The following is a 14488-nucleotide window of genomic DNA, read 5'->3' as shown; positions in this document are numbered from 1 at the left end:
AGCCTGCCGACGATTCGCTCAGCAATCGTCGGCAGGCTGGTTGGTTTTTCAGAACATTTTTCGTTTGTAAAGCCAGATAGCACAGGCTCCGCTCAAAAAAGTAGCAGCCAAAACAATCAGCCAGAAAGAATACGGTGAAGCGGCAAAAGGTAAATACTCCACATTCATACCATAGAAGCTGCCAACAATCGTCGGTACTGAGAGTACAATCGTGATTGCAGCCAAAAAACGCATGACGATATTCATATTATTGGAAATAATCGATGCGAAGGCGTCCATGGTGCCGGTGATAATATTGCTGTATATATCGGTCATTTCGATCGCCTGGCGATTTTCTATAATGACATCCTCCAGAATCTCTGCATCTTCGGGATAATTCTTGACTTGTTCATGCCGGGTCATTTTTTCCAGAACCATTTCGTTGGATTGCAGAGCTGTGGAAAAATAAACCAGACTCTTCTGCAGCGCCATCATGCGATATAATTCTTTATTCTCGGTCGAGGCATGCAAGGCGTCTTCAATTTCATGGCTTTGTTTGGAAATCAAACGCAGATAATGCATGAAACGTGAATCATTGCGATACAGCATCTGCAAAATCGTCCGTGTTTTGTAGGCGGTCTGGATATTGCGTACTTTGCCGCTCATAAAATCATCCAGAATCGTACCTTGATACAAGCAAACCGTCAGCAGCGCTTTCGGTAAAATAATCATGGCAACCGGGATGGTGGTAAAGACGCCGACCTCCGCATCCGGTTCCTGAAACGGTGTATCCACGACAATTAATGTCTGTCCTTCATCGGTTTCAATGCGGGCACGTTCTTCATCATCCAGCGCTGCTCGTACAAATTCGGGTAGAACATCCAGAGTCTCGCAAGTTTGGCGAATTTCTTCTTCCGTGGGGCTCACAAGATGCACCCAACAGCCTTTTTCCTGTTCCTGTAACGTGATCAATTGACCATTCTCATCGGTTTTGAAAATAGTGATCATTTCTTTCAGCTCCTTTTTTGCCTGCAAAAAAAGAGTGCCGGATCAGGTCGAAAAAACAGATAAATCGGCAGCGGTTTTCATGCAGAACTTATTTTGTTTTAGAAGTATCCTGTGTATAGGGCAACTACTTCCGGGGTCGCCGTCCATTCAAACCACCTCCGCTGTTTAGTGTAACGCAACAGGTCAGAAAAAGCAAGAAGAAGATTGAAAATCAAGGAATATTTTTTGGTTTAAGTCTGTGGGGATCGATTAGGACCGATTTGCTCTCTTTTTTTCGTGATTGCAAGCTCTCAACCGAGATTCTTACCTTAAGTAAAAAGGCAGATCGAACTGTCTTCGATCTGCCCCGGTTCTATTGCTGTAACTGCATCACTGCGCAGACACTGTTGAGAAAGAGTGTCATGCCCAAATCAATTCCCTCGATCTGCAGCCATTCATCGGTGCGATGCGCATTGCCGCCATAGGCGCAGCCAAAGCAAACCGCCGGCACATGATAAGACATTGCGACATTGGCATCTGTGCTGCTGGCGCTGGTAGCTGTACTCAAGCCAAGCTGCGCCAATTGCTGCCGGATGGTGACGACCAAAGCATGGTCAGCAGCAGTCTCCCCACCGGGACGATCGCCTTTCAGGATCACCTCTACCTCAACACCGTCTGTTTTTTGAACCTCTGCGATGATCGCACGCACCTTGGCTTCCACTGCTTCCAAAGCCGAGCGCTGCGTTGAACGCATATCGATCAGCATGCTGGCCTGTGCCGCAATCGTATTGATCGAAGTACCGCCTTCAATCACACCAACATTATAGGTGGTTTTCGGATTCTGCGCTACTTTGATTTCCGCAATCTGCGCAATCATTTTTCCCAAAGTATGCACCGCGCTGGGAACGCCAAAATCACCGTAGCTATGACCGCCGCCAGTGTTGATTTTCACCTGCAGCCTGCGGCTGGTGATACCGCCATTGGTCACTCCACCCAAAGCGCCGTCAATCACCAGCACATAATCCACTTGCTGATGATAGGTTTTCATGGCTTCCTTCATGCCTTTCAGATCGCCAAGACCCTCTTCACCGGAGGTGGCAACACAAAGCAGATCACCGGGCAACTGTATCTCGAAGGCTTTCAGCGCTTCAATCAGCCAAATCATACTGGTGACGCCAAATGAATTATCCCGGATGCCAGGTGCATACAGCCTGCCGTCTTTTCTGGTGACTGTAAGATCGGTCCCGCGCGGAAAGACGGTATCATGATGCGCCGCCAGCATCACAACCGGACCTGAACCGCTGCCGGGATACCAACCAATCACGTTGAGTGCGCTGTCGATTGCAACATTCTGCAAACCAAGGCGGGTGAAGCGTTCCTGTAAATAGGCAGCGCGGTCTGCTTCATCCCAGCTTGGGGAAGGAACAGAGCAAATGCCAATATCCTCCTGCAGCATCTCTTCGACATGATCTAAAAACCACTGCCTTGTTTGTAATAACTGCGGATATTTGTGAGAAAGTTCCATGTTTGATTCCAACCTTTCCTTTTGATTTGATATCTGCCTCGGCATTGATAAAAAAGTCAGCTAGTCCCCCGGTTTTGCTTTCTTTTTCTCCTCCGCTTCGGATGATTCCCGAACATCCTTTGGCTCTTCTGTCAGCGCAAGAACCGGGGCTGCGGTTGTTGCGAGACAGCCCTGCCTGGCAGCGCTATCCTCTGCCTCGGTCAGCGGAAAAATCTCTGCCGCCATTTCCAGTTCCTGTAAAGGCTGCTCCGGCAGCGCTGCCATCACTGCCCGTTCCTCTGCCCAAAGATGTAAAGCCTGCATATACTCGCTCATGGTGCGCGACAGCGGTACTGTCTTTTTGATACCAGCCAGCAAGTCCTGCTGATCCAACTGCCTGTTGGCATCGAATGCTTCCACCATACCGGTAATCACTGCCTGTTCTATTTCCGACCCGCTGTAACCTTCCGATGCGTCAGATAAAGCCCTTAAATCAAATTCGCTTATTTTTTTTCTGCGTTTGCTCAAGTGAATTTGAAAAATATCCATCCTTTCCTGCGGTTGCGGCAAATCCACAAAAAAGATTTCATCAAAGCGCCCTTTCCGCAATAACTCCGGCGGTAGCTTTTCAATGGCATTGGCCGTAGCAAAAACAAAAACCGCTGTTGTCTTCTCCTGCATCCAAGTCAGAAACGTGCCGAAAACTCTGGCGCTGACACCGGAATCTCCGCTGCCACCAGTACCGGCCAAACCTTTTTCGATTTCATCAATCCATAAAATGCAGGGAGCAATTGCTTCGGCTGTTTGAATTGCCTTGCGCATATTTTCCTCGGATGATCCGACGATTCCGGCAAAAATCTTACCCATATCCAGGCGCAGCAGCGGCAATTGCCATAGTGCGGAAGCCGCTTTGGCGCACAGACTCTTACCGCAGCCTGGGATACCGGTGACCAAAACACCTTTGGGTGCCGGTAAACCAAAAGCCTTGGCTTCATCGGTGAAAGAACGCCCGCGCTTACGCAGCCATTCTTTCAATGCGCCCAAACCGCCTACCACTTCCATTCCTTCTGTGACCGGATAATAATCCAGAATACCGGTTTTGCGGATAACCTGCCGCTTTTCCTCTAAAATTAAATCGATATCCGCTGCGTCCAGCACCCCATCGGTGACTACCGCCTTGGAAAAAGCATTCTCAATCTCATCCAAGGTCAATCCCTGCGCTGCTTTCACCAATTTTTCCCGTTCCGCCCCGGATAAATTCACCTTATATTGATGCTCACCCTGTTCCTGCACCACGGTATCCAACAAGGTGTTGATTTCTTCTTCGCCGGGCAATAAGAAATCCACAACGGTAACCACCTTTTGCAATTCCACCGGGATGGTCAGAGTAGGACTGATTAAGATAATCGTTTTAAAATCCTGCTTGATCACGCCGGCCAAATTTTTCAGTTTTCTGACTGTCACATTGCGTGATTCCAGAAAAGGATGAAAATCCAAAAAACAAAAAATAGCCGGGCGGTTGAATTTTTCCACAAATTCCAAAGCCGCCAAAGGTTCAACCGTATTCGGTACCGCCGCCAACCCTCTGCGATACAACCCGGTCGCGACAGTCCAGGTATAAACAACCTTGGCGATCGGTCCGTTGCTTGCCACTTCCTGAATGGTATCGACAATGCGTTTTTCTTCCCAGGAAGGCACATACAACAAAGGGTAACGGGCTTTGATCAAAACAGAAAAAACTTCTCTGTTGATTTTATTCGTAACGATCTCTCCTTTCTTCTTCCGGCAGTGCGGACTTTTTCAGAATCAGCCGCTGCATCAATTCTGTCATCTCTGCCTGAAGATCAGCCAACGACCAATGAGCAATTCTTTCCAGGCTAAATTCAGGATAGCGATATTGAAATGTTTTTGGCGCCACATGGAAAACCATGCCGATGCCAGAGCTCAAGTAGCTGTAAATTGCCGGCGGCGCGGTTTCACCCAGCATTTGACGGCGTAAAATCTCTTCGACCTGCGTCTGTCGGAAAGCAATGCCATTCTCGTGCAGAAACGCAAGATGATACTGCACCGGCTGAGTCCACTCGGGCAACAGAAAACTGCTGAGTTTCAGATCCGGCTGAACCGGACGCTGTTTGCAAGCTAAATAGATGACTGGTGCCTGACCGACCGTCAAGGGAAACCGCAGCACCAACCCTCCAGCCGGTTCCAGGACTCGGGTCGTCTTTTCTTCATCAATAAAACGCAGCAAATTCTGTTCGGAACGGCTGACGTGCAACGGAAAAAAATCCTCCAGATCATACCCGGTTGCCGCCAGCGGTACTCCGGCTTTTAAGAAAACACTGATCAAGTTATACATGGAAGCTGCCTCAATTCGGGTAACACTGCCTTCCTGCACCCCGCTAACCTGCAGAATCGCTTCGGCATCCCGGCGAATCTCCATTCGTTCCTCAATAGAATAGGTGACATCTTCCCGCACAGCCAATCGCTCCTTTGTTCGAATTTTCTGATCCGGGAAGGAAGAAGCCAACCCGGCTAGAATTGAATAAGAGAATCATACTATTTTAAATAAAGGATAAAGGTTGATATCATATGCAAATCGCTCGTTTAATCCCCACCGATCTTCGCTTGGAACCGTTGCTCGGGGAAATCGCTGCCAGCCTGGAACATACCGTCTACAATAAAACGGCCACGCTCCGTAATTTAAGGGATCTGATTCAGAGTTACCAAGGCTTGGTTGTCTCAGACAGCAGTAAAATCTACGCCTTTCTCATCTATCATTTAAAGGGTTCGGTTTGTTTTCTCGACTTTGCCTTCGCCGGAACCGATCGGACACACAAAGCAATGCTGAACCACTTGATTGCGGCACTCATCCGCCTGAGCAGAGAGGATCCGGAAATCGACACCATACGCTGTGATTTTATTCCCTGGTTTGCGGATGCTTTGCCGGAAGCATTGCTTGCCAATCATTTTCTCCTGAGTCCCCGGCTTTTGATGCGGGCAGATGCCCCTTTCCGTTTTCCGGTTGAAGCCCATCCGGACAGATCCATGCTAGCTTGGCAGCCGGAATATCATCAGCCGGCAGCTCAATTGCTGGCGCAGATCTTCAGCGGCAGTGAGGAAAGCCTCTGGGATTCCTCCATCCGCAATGTTGCCGGCTGCCGACAATTTTTGTCGGAAACCTACAGCGGTCGCTTTGGCATTTTTGATCCGGGTATTTCCACTTTGTTACGCTATCAGGATCAACCGGCAGGACTGGCTCTGTGCACCTGGGGAGAAGAAGGGGACGGTTTTATTGCGGCTTTCGGCGTTCTGCCGCAATTTGCCGGGCTTGGTTTGGGCGGCAGCTTATTGCGTCATGTTCTGCATAAATTCGATACGATGCAAGCTCCGGCGGTGGAATTGGCTGTTAGTCAAACCAATGCAGCGGCAATCCGCTTGTACACCTCTCATCAATTCGAGATAAAAGACAAAGCTTCCTTGTATTACTTTTCGATCTTACGTGATTAATTTTCTCATTCCCTGCTTTCCTGTTTGTGGTAAACGGACCCGCAATCTTCCGTAAAATCGAATCTTCATGGCTGCATTCGCTGCGAAAAAGGCAGATACTGATCCTGCGGTATCTGCCTTTTTACCTGCCTCGAAAGCGCCGCGGCGTGGCGCTCAATATTTCCCTGTCTCTTCAGGGATCAACTGAAAACCCATTCCATATCGGATATATGGCAGTAAGGCAAGGCTTTTTTCGGCGACTTGACCGATCCTGTTCTGTCGCGGATCGGCTGGCAGCATCGATGCGGGTAAAATCCAGCCGCCAAGCTTTAAGCGCCGCGAGGTTCTGGCACTGCAGTTCCGTAAGGCTGACCGGTCCGCTATCGGCAATCAATTGCAAGTCATACTGCCGGGTTAATCCGGCTAGATAACGGAATTGCTGCCGCCAATGGACGGCGGACGGTCTGTTCGGGCAGATGCATTGAAGTAAAAATCCAGCGCATACCAATTTTAGCCGTCTGCGCAACAGACGACTCCATCTGCGCCCGGGAGCCATTCAGATAGACTCCAATTCCCAGGCCCGGCAGTTTGATCACGCTCCTATTGCGTCTTTTCCCGTTTGATAAATCTCATTGCTCGCCTGCGCCCAATTCGAGACGTCAGCCGCTTGCTTCTGTCCGGGTATCACCCGTATGTTCTCTTTTGTCGGCAGAACCCCGCAAAAAAGCCGCAGTCGCAAAAGGCTGCAGCTGATCATCGAAAGCACAGTAAAATCTGCGCTTCGGGCTAAAATCCACCCAGGAAAGCCAAAAAGGCCAGGACGGCTATCACAATCGCCATGCCACGGGCTGTCTTTTTTTTTGCTTTTTCCGGCTCGGTCTTTGCCATCCAAAAGAATAAGGCCGCTGTAATACTATAACTGAAGCAGGGATTCAATTCGACTCTGGCTATCAGCTGCAAAATGCTCAAACCGCTGATCACATAAGCATAAATGGTGATTTGCTTTTTTCGGCGCTGATAACCTGCCGGATCTGTACCAGTCAGCTTATCGGCAAATTGATTGATACCAAAAATCAAGAACCCGCTGAAAACCAGCCAAATAAATGCATTCCAGGGAATCGTACTCCAATCGATCATACTTTATCCTCCTCATTTGGTTTGCCGTTGGCAGAGATCCGAATTCTTGCAGCGGACCTGTCAGAGTTTTGCTGTTTTTCATACGGCTGTAAACCTTTTCCCGGTATCAATTTGATTTCTATACAGCATTTTCCTTCTTTTCTCCCGATATCTTTTCCGGATTACCCTCTTTACCATTTGCATTTATAAAGGTATAATGATAGGAGTATCCTAAGAAATACAGGAGGTCATTCTCGATGAAAGTGTTAGTTCTCAATTGCGGCAGCTCCTCTTTAAAATATCAATTATTTGATGCGACCGATGAAAGCGTTCTTGCCAAAGGCCGCGTAGAACGGATCGGTATTGACGGGTCTTTCCTGGTGCATAAAGGCAGCGGAGACGAAATTACAGTAGAGACAGCAATGCCCGATCACACAGTAGCTATTCAGAACGTTTTAAATATGCTCACCGATGAGAAATACGGCGTAATCAAATCCTTTGATGAAATTGGAGCGGTGGGGCACCGTGTTGTGCACGGCGGCGAAGATTTCTCCGGATCCGTGCTGATCACCGAAGCAGTCAAAGCCTCCCTGACCCGCAATATCGAACTGGCGCCGCTGCATAATCCGCCGAATCTGATGGGTATTGAAGCAGTGGAAGCAGCCATGCCCGGTGTGCCGAATATCGGTGTCTTTGATACCGCTTTTCATTCCACCATGCCGAAGTTCAGTTATCTTTACGCTTTGCCTTACAGCCTCTATGAAAAGTATAAAATCCGCCGTTATGGCTTCCACGGCACTTCTCATAAATTCGTTTCCCAGCGCTGTGCTGTGATCATGGGCAAACCAATCGAAACATTAAAAATCATCACAGCCCACTTAGGCAATGGCTGCTCCCTGACTGCCGTCGACGGCGGTAAATCCGTCGACACTTCGATGGGTTTCACTCCCCTGGAAGGCGTTATGATGGGAACCCGCTCCGGTGATTTCGATCCCGCCATTGTTGGCTATGTCATGCAAAAAGAAAATATGAGCTTCGATGAATTCAGCAAAATGGTCAATAAAGATTCCGGTATGCTTGGCATCACCGGTATTTCCAGCGATATGCGCGATGTGGAAACCGCTGCCGATGCCGGCAATGAGCGCGCCTTACTGGGTTTGGATATGTTTGAATATCAGATCCGCAAAACGATCGGCTCTTTTGTTGCCGTTCTCAATGGTGTCGATGCGCTCGTCTTTACGGCGGGGATCGGTGAAAATGATGCCGTTATGCGCAGTAAAATCTGCAGCCATCTGGGATGGTTGGGCGTCGAGATTGACGAAAACCTCAACAACAATCGTAAGATCAAAGAAAAAGAAATATCTACGGCAAATTCCAAAATTCGTGTTTTTGTCATTCCCACCAATGAAGAACTCGCCATCGCCAGAGATACCTACGCCATCGTGACCGGCAAAATGAAATAGCGAAAGCGAATCCAGTCATTCGAACGATTGCAGCAAAATCCGGACAGCCGCCTGTGACTATTTCCTCAGTATTACTGAAGATGGTCATAACAACTGTCCGGACTTTTTGATATCCATACTGCTATGAATCAATTTATTCAATGTCAGTAGAGGTCCATCTTAACGCAATATGCTGTTAGCCAAGGGTGATTAAATCTCTGGAAAAACCGGTAAGGATCCGCGCTCCGCCGGCTGTCATGACAGCATCATCCTCGATCCGAACTCCACCCAAACCAGGCAGATAAATTCCGGGTTCGATCGTGAAAACATTGCCAATGGCAAAGGGAATCTGATTGCCTTTGACCAGATAAGGTTCTTCGTGCGTATCGAGACCAAGACCATGACCGGAGCGATGGATAAAGTAAGCGCCATACCCGGCAGCCGTTATTTGATCACGCGCCAAAGCATCCAATTCTTCTCCGGTCATGCCGGGTTTGCTGTTCTGCCGGGCAAATTCCTGCGCTTCCTGTACAATCCGGTAGATTTTCTTCAGTTCAGCCGACAGTTCACCGATGGCAAAGGTTCTGGTAATATCCGCCGTATAACCTTGATATTTGGCTACAATATCGAGAATGACAGTTTCTCCTTCGGCTAAGGCTTTGTCGGAGGTAATCGCGTGCGGTAAACAGCCGCGTTCACCGGAAATCACACTGCCGCCGCCGCTGCCGCCAAAAGCCCGGATCGTTTTTTCCAAAAGAGCGGCTACTTCCAACTCTGTCACACCGGGTCTCATGGTTGCCTGCGCCGCTTTCAGCGCTTCTTCCACACAAATAACCGCCTTGCAGATCAATGAGATCTCTTCTTCTTCTTTCACACTGCGCATTTGATTCAAAATCGGATCCAAAGCCCTGATGCTGACCTGATGATTCATGGCGGTCAGAATTAAATCCCATTCCAGCAAACGTGTGCTGCGATATTCACAGGCAATCACTTTCCCGGCTAAATGACTGGCGTGAAAGGCTGCTTCGCATGCTTTTTGCGGTCCCTCTTCATCTGTCCAGGTAAATATCTGCACAATGCCGGTAATGCGGCGGATTTTCTCCGCTTCCAACTGAGGACAAACCACAAAAGGCTCTCCCTGCACAGGAAAAACCGCCATGGTGACGCGTTCGCTCAGATTCATGGTCAAACCGGTCAGATAGAAAAAATTGGAACCGGGAACGATGAGAGCGGCGTCAAAACCGGATTGCTGCAGCAAGAAACGTAATTTTTCCAGCCGATTAATCAATAAAAGCAACTCCTTTTCCAATTATTCTGCTTTATCATTTCGCTTTGATGATACGGAATCCTGCCGCTCCTTTACCTCCAAAGCCGGCGGTTTTCGCTTTTTAACCCGGAATAAAATCATAATACCCAAAATGATCATGACAACGCTGAAGACCTGCGCCGCTTTAAAAGGACCCATCCATTCGCTGTCCGTGCGCAGCTGCTCAATAAAAAAGCGTCCGACCGAGTACAGGATCAAATACCCGGCTGTTACGACCCCGTGCTCTTGTTTTTGTTCCCGCAGCATGGCATATAGGAAAGCAAAGAGCAAAATATCCCAAATCGATTCATAGAGGAAGGTTGGATGACGGTATTCCCCTGCAATCAACATTCCCCAGGGCAGTGTTGTAATACTGCCATAGGCTTCCTGATTGAACCAGTTGCCCCAGCGCCCGATGGCTTGCGCCAGTGCCATACAAGGCATTGCCAGATCCAGATAAGGCCAGATATTCGTTTTTCTGTGGCGAAAGTAAAAATAAGCGGCTGCGATTCCCGCGATAATACCGCCATGAATCGCCAGTCCTCCCTCCCAGATACGGATGATCTCATTAACATGACTGCCGTAATAATCCCAATGAAAGAGGACATAGTAAATACGCGCCCCCAGAACACCGCTGGGAATCGCCAACAAAACAGCATCCAACAGATATTCCTCATTCAATCCGGAACGTCTGGCTTGGCGTAAGCCAACGATCAACGCGAGGGCCATACCCAAAGCGATTAATACGCCATACCAGCGAATTGAAAAATAAGCCGATTGAAACAAATAAGGACTGTCAGGGACCGGCATTTTACCATCACCTTTCTTTATGAAAAATCTCCGTTGCAGGCGCCGTTCAAGAGAAAAACAAAGCTAGCCTGACACGGATTCTTTTTGCAGCCGTTCGGCCAAATCGCGTCTCTGTTCCAAACTGTAGCGTTCAGAGATTACCAATTCGATAATATCTTCAGCCAATTTGACCTCATCATGGCGTACATAATTCTGATACTTCAAATAATCATTTTGTATCACTTTTACTCCGAGCTTACTGATCGTGCCAAGATCCGCTTCCACCGGCGCGCCGCCTTCTTTGGAATAAGACTGCACCCATTTTTCGATGACTGTACCGGTATTGACGATGGCATAATCCAGCACATTCCGATCTAAAAACTGCATGATTGTTTTCACATAATCGGAAGCCCTATGATAATCGGTCTCTCCCGGCTGTGCCATCACATTGCAGACATAGATCGTCAAAGCCGCGCTGGCGGTAATCGCTTCGGAAATCCCCAGAACCAGCAGATTGGGAATGATACTGGTATAAAGGCTGCCCGGTCCTAAAATGACGGCATCCGCCTCATGGATTGCTTTTATGACTTCCGGCAGCGATTTGGGATGAGCAGGTTCTAATCTGACGGTACGAATCTTGGCATGAGCATGACCAATCGCTGATTCTCCGCGGATCAGCTGCCCATCCTGTGTTTCCGCCACCAAGGTCACATCCTCCAGAGTTGAAGGGTAAACCTGACCTCCTACCGCCAAGACTTTAGAAGTCTCCTGCACTGCTTTTTCAAAATTTCCGTCGTTGACCGCAGTCATGGCAGCCAAAAACAAATTGCCGAAATTATGCCCGGCCAGACTGCCTTCGCTAAAACGATATTCGAATAAGCGCTGCAGCGATGGCTCCGCATTCGCCATCGCCAAAATACAGTTGCGGATATCGCCCGGCGGCAGCGTGCCCAATTCCTCACGCAGCCGACCGGAAGAGCCGCCGTCATCGGCCATGGTAACAATGGCGGTCAAATTACTAGTATACTGCTTTAAACCGCGGATCAGGACAGACAAACCGGAGCCACCGCCGATGACGACCAGTTTTGGCCCGCGTTTCAATTGACGTTTCTGATAAAACAAATCAGCCAGATGCTGAGCGGAATCGGGCAGCATAATTGCAGTTACACTCTTCGTCAAGCGACGGACAGCATAGATGATCAGCCCAAGCCCTGCGATCAGCAGCAAACCACCCAAAGAAGGCCCGAAGCGAGTCCCGGTAATGCGATATAAGATCACTTGAATCTCGTCAGCAAAGCGCTGAAAGTCTAAACCGTAAACGATGAAGAAACCAAAGCCGATGAAGCAGAAACCCAGCAGAATCAACACCAGCCAACGTTTCACCCGCATTCCGGGTGAAAACCACCGACCGAAGCGTTTCATGGACTGCTTTTATCCTCCGATTCTTCCGTATCGTTATGCCTTTTTTTGACATCACGATGACTGACATCGACCGTATAGCCACGCAAACGCAGCTCCTCAGCCAGTTTCTCTGCAACAGTAACCGAACGGTGACGTCCCCCTGTGCAGCCGATGGCAATTACCAATTGATTCTTCCCCTCAAATTTTTAATTTGGTAAGAGGAAATCCAGCAAATCCACCAATTTATTGAGAAACATACGGCTGACCGGCCATTTCATCACATAATCGATCACACTGGCATGCAGTCCGGTGAATTCTCGCAAATCTTCTACCCAGTAGGGATTGGGCATAAAACGGACATCAAACAGCAAGTCAGCATCCAGCGGCAGGCCGAATTTAAAGCCAAATGAGACGATATGCACCTGTAACTGTGATTTTTCCTCCGGATGCATGAATAATTTCTGCACAGTCTCTACCAATTGATGCGGTGTGATCTCGGAAGTATCCAGGATATGATTCGCTCGCCCTTTGATAAAGCTGGTTTTGCTGCGCTCTTTTTCGATCCCCTCCAACAAACGGCCATTGGGCAGCAGAGGATGCGGACGGCGCGATTCTTTAAATCGGCGGATTAAAGCTTCATCACTGGCATCCAAAAAAAGAATCTCATAACGTACATCCTGCTTGTCGAGCTGCTCTAAAGCGGAAAAGATCGCATTGAAATACTCACCGCCCCGTACGTCGACACAAATCGCCGCCCTTCGGATGTGCTGCGGCTCCTCATTGAGTAATTTTGTAAATTGCGGTAAAAGTGCCGGTGGTAAATTGTCGACACAAAAGAAATCCAGATCCTCCAATGCATGCAAAGCAGAGGATTTGCCGGCTCCGGACATACCGGTTACGATCAATAAAAAACGATCGTTCATCATACAGCCTCCTATATCATTCATCAGCATCCAGATTGTCAGGATCCAGCGATGGAAAACAGACCGCCTTTCTCTATTCGCCGCTTGACAGAAATTATCCTTATCCTGAAAGAGAAATTTTCAAAAGGTTTCATGATCGATGCGACGGAATCTGTGATATAATCGTGGTGGTGCATCGCATCTTGAATGCCGGGAGGAAAAGCATGGAATTATTCTGGAATGGCAACAATTGGTCTCTGCAATTGGACGCACTGATTGCACTTGGCAGCTCAATGCTGCTTTTTCTGTTTGGCAAGAAAATAGCCCAATGGTTACCGGTCATCGGCCGTTCTTATATTCCGGCGGCCGTCATCGGAGGCGTACTTTTCGCAATCATCAATTTCATCGGTTACCGAACCAATTTTTTCACGCTCAGTTTTGATACCAGCGTGCAAATTCCGGCGATGGGCGGTTTCTTCGCCTGCATCGGCTTAAATTTGGCTTTCAGCAAACAAGCCAAATTGGAACGCAAGTTAATGATTTATTGGCTGCTCTGCATCCTGACCATCATCGGACAAAATCTGCTCGGCGTCACTCTGGCAGCGCTCTTCCGTTTGCCGCTGTTTTTTGGTGTATTGACCGGTTCAGCCTCCCTGGTAGGCGGTTACGGTCTGGCCGCTTCCATCGGACCCGCCGCTGAAGAGTTGGGCATGGTTGGCGCATCTGAAATTGGTATTGCTGCCGCCACCTTCGGCTTAATTGCCGGCGCTTTTACCGGCGGACCCTTTGCCCGTTTCCTCAACAGGCATTATCATGTGATAGAAAAGCAGACCGTTTCTGCCGCTTTACAAGAGGAAGCAGCCGTCCGGCCTGAACATCGCCAACCAGGTGACGAAGTGCTGCTTATTACCATCAATTCTTTTCTGCTGCACACAGTGCTGATCAGCTTTGTCCTGGCTGTCAGCGCCGCTACGGTACCGATTTTGCAAAAATTCTTCCCCGGACTGACCATTCCCAGCTCGGTTGCCGCCATGATCGTCGGCATGCTGATTGGCTATTTGATCAAACTCAGCGGCAAATTTCAATTAAATCATGCCATTCTTAATTTATACAGTGAACTCTTTCTGGCTGTTTTCCTGACCATGGCAGCCATGTCGCTGCAGCTCTGGGAACTCTCCAGCTTGGCTTTGCCTCTGTTGGTCATCCTCGTCTGCCAGGTTTTATTTACCTTTCTCTTTTGTTATTTTGTTACCTTCCCCGTCATGGGCAAAAACTATGAAGCGCTTGTGATGTGCTCCGGTATGATCGGTCATATCTTAGGCGCCACCCCCAATGCGATGGCTAACATGGAAGCCATTACTTCCCGGCACGGTCCTGCCGACCAGGCTAATTTCATCGTTCCTATGGCAGGCGGCTTCATGGGAGATCTGGTAAACGTGCCTCTGGTCATACTGCTTTTGAACCTGTTCACTTAATAATTAAAAAAAATATGAAAATCATGGTTTTCCGAACAGCACGGGTTGATTTCTTAAAGGAGCCAAAGAAACCGCCGGCGAAATAGAATTCTGATAAATAG

The 14488-nt window shown here is 48.6% G+C and carries 12 protein-coding genes and 1 pseudogene; 3 read left to right on the top strand and 10 right to left on the bottom strand.

What is annotated here, in order from left to right:
• Window positions 1–48: 48 nt before the first annotated feature.
• From LLG09_01325 to LLG09_01310, 4 genes are all read right to left on the bottom strand, one after another.
• Window positions 49–987, bottom strand: coding sequence for a magnesium transporter CorA family protein (locus tag LLG09_01325; protein MCE5195760.1), 939 nt, complete (start codon window positions 985–987; stop codon window positions 49–51).
• 352 nt (window positions 988–1339) lie between these two features.
• Complete coding sequence (locus LLG09_01320; GenBank protein MCE5195759.1) at window positions 1340–2491, bottom strand: M20/M25/M40 family metallo-hydrolase; 1152 nt, start codon at window positions 2489–2491, stop codon at window positions 1340–1342.
• A 60-nt stretch (window positions 2492–2551) separates the two neighbouring features.
• Window positions 2552–4198, bottom strand: a complete 1647-nt coding sequence (locus LLG09_01315) for an AAA family ATPase (GenBank protein ID MCE5195758.1) — start codon at window positions 4196–4198, stop codon at window positions 2552–2554.
• A 25-nt stretch (window positions 4199–4223) separates the two neighbouring features.
• The gene (locus LLG09_01310; protein ID MCE5195757.1) at window positions 4224–4946 is read right to left on the bottom strand and encodes a hypothetical protein; all 723 of its coding nucleotides are present in this window, start codon (window positions 4944–4946) and stop codon (window positions 4224–4226) included.
• A 113-nt stretch (window positions 4947–5059) separates the two neighbouring features.
• On the opposite strand from LLG09_01310, the gene LLG09_01305 reads away from it, so the two are divergent.
• Complete coding sequence (locus LLG09_01305; protein ID MCE5195756.1) at window positions 5060–5977, top strand: GNAT family N-acetyltransferase; 918 nt, start codon at window positions 5060–5062, stop codon at window positions 5975–5977.
• A gap of 380 nt (window positions 5978–6357) precedes the next feature.
• On the opposite strand, the gene LLG09_01300 is transcribed toward LLG09_01305, so the two are convergent.
• Together LLG09_01300 and LLG09_01295 are read right to left on the bottom strand one after the other, a co-directional pair.
• Window positions 6358–6552 (bottom strand): hypothetical protein, encoded by a 195-nt coding sequence (locus tag LLG09_01300; protein MCE5195755.1) that lies wholly within the window; start codon window positions 6550–6552, stop codon window positions 6358–6360.
• A 190-nt stretch (window positions 6553–6742) separates the two neighbouring features.
• Window positions 6743–7093: a hypothetical protein gene (locus tag LLG09_01295; protein ID MCE5195754.1), complete on the bottom strand. Its 351-nt coding sequence runs from the start codon at window positions 7091–7093 to the stop codon at window positions 6743–6745.
• A gap of 236 nt (window positions 7094–7329) precedes the next feature.
• Here LLG09_01295 and LLG09_01290 point away from each other — a divergent pair, with 236 nt between their 5' ends.
• Entirely contained in the window at window positions 7330–8535 is a 1206-nt protein-coding gene (locus LLG09_01290; GenBank protein MCE5195753.1) for an acetate kinase, read from the top strand.
• A gap of 175 nt (window positions 8536–8710) precedes the next feature.
• On the opposite strand, the gene LLG09_01285 is transcribed toward LLG09_01290, so the two are convergent.
• From LLG09_01285 to rapZ, 4 genes and pseudogenes are all read right to left on the bottom strand, one after another.
• On the bottom strand, window positions 8711–9802 hold the full coding sequence (locus LLG09_01285) for a Xaa-Pro peptidase family protein (protein ID MCE5195752.1): 1092 nt from the start codon (window positions 9800–9802) through the stop codon (window positions 8711–8713).
• Window positions 9803–9823: 21 nt separating this feature from the next.
• The gene (gene lgt / locus LLG09_01280; protein MCE5195751.1) at window positions 9824–10630 is read right to left on the bottom strand and encodes a prolipoprotein diacylglyceryl transferase; all 807 of its coding nucleotides are present in this window, start codon (window positions 10628–10630) and stop codon (window positions 9824–9826) included.
• A 63-nt stretch (window positions 10631–10693) separates the two neighbouring features.
• Window positions 10694–12031, bottom strand: a complete 1338-nt coding sequence (locus tag LLG09_01275) for a YvcK family protein (GenBank protein MCE5195750.1) — start codon at window positions 12029–12031, stop codon at window positions 10694–10696.
• A pseudogene (gene rapZ, locus LLG09_01270) lies at window positions 12028–12933 on the bottom strand (RNase adapter RapZ). Before rapZ ends, LLG09_01275 begins: the two are co-directional and overlap by 4 nt.
• Before the next feature lie 203 nt (window positions 12934–13136).
• Between rapZ and LLG09_01265 the strand changes: the two are divergent.
• Window positions 13137–14387: a hypothetical protein gene (locus tag LLG09_01265; protein MCE5195749.1), complete on the top strand. Its 1251-nt coding sequence runs from the start codon at window positions 13137–13139 to the stop codon at window positions 14385–14387.
• Window positions 14388–14488 lie beyond the last annotated feature (101 nt).

The sequence above is a fragment of the Negativicutes bacterium genome, assembly GCA_021372785.1.
Lineage (GTDB): Bacteria > Bacillota > JAAYKD01 > JAAYKD01 > JAAYKD01 > JAJFTT01.
This window is presented reverse-complemented; position numbering and strand designations above follow the sequence as displayed.

What these genes read in the sequence shown, in the direction of transcription:
- LLG09_01325 (MCE5195760.1), bottom strand. Translation starts at nt 987, where the DNA reads ATGATCACTATTTTCAAAACCGATGAGAATGGTCAATTGATCACGTTA.
- LLG09_01320 (MCE5195759.1), bottom strand. Translation starts at nt 2,491, where the DNA reads ATGGAACTTTCTCACAAATATCCGCAGTTATTACAAACAAGGCAGTGG.
- LLG09_01305 (MCE5195756.1), top strand. Translation starts at nt 5,060, where the DNA reads ATGCAAATCGCTCGTTTAATCCCCACCGATCTTCGCTTGGAACCGTTG.
- LLG09_01295 (MCE5195754.1), bottom strand. Translation starts at nt 7,093, where the DNA reads ATGATCGATTGGAGTACGATTCCCTGGAATGCATTTATTTGGCTGGTT.
- LLG09_01290 (MCE5195753.1), top strand. Translation starts at nt 7,330, where the DNA reads ATGAAAGTGTTAGTTCTCAATTGCGGCAGCTCCTCTTTAAAATATCAA.
- lgt (MCE5195751.1), bottom strand. Translation starts at nt 10,630, where the DNA reads ATGCCGGTCCCTGACAGTCCTTATTTGTTTCAATCGGCTTATTTTTCA.
- LLG09_01275 (MCE5195750.1), bottom strand. Translation starts at nt 12,031, where the DNA reads ATGAAACGCTTCGGTCGGTGGTTTTCACCCGGAATGCGGGTGAAACGT.
- LLG09_01265 (MCE5195749.1), top strand. Translation starts at nt 13,137, where the DNA reads ATGGAATTATTCTGGAATGGCAACAATTGGTCTCTGCAATTGGACGCA.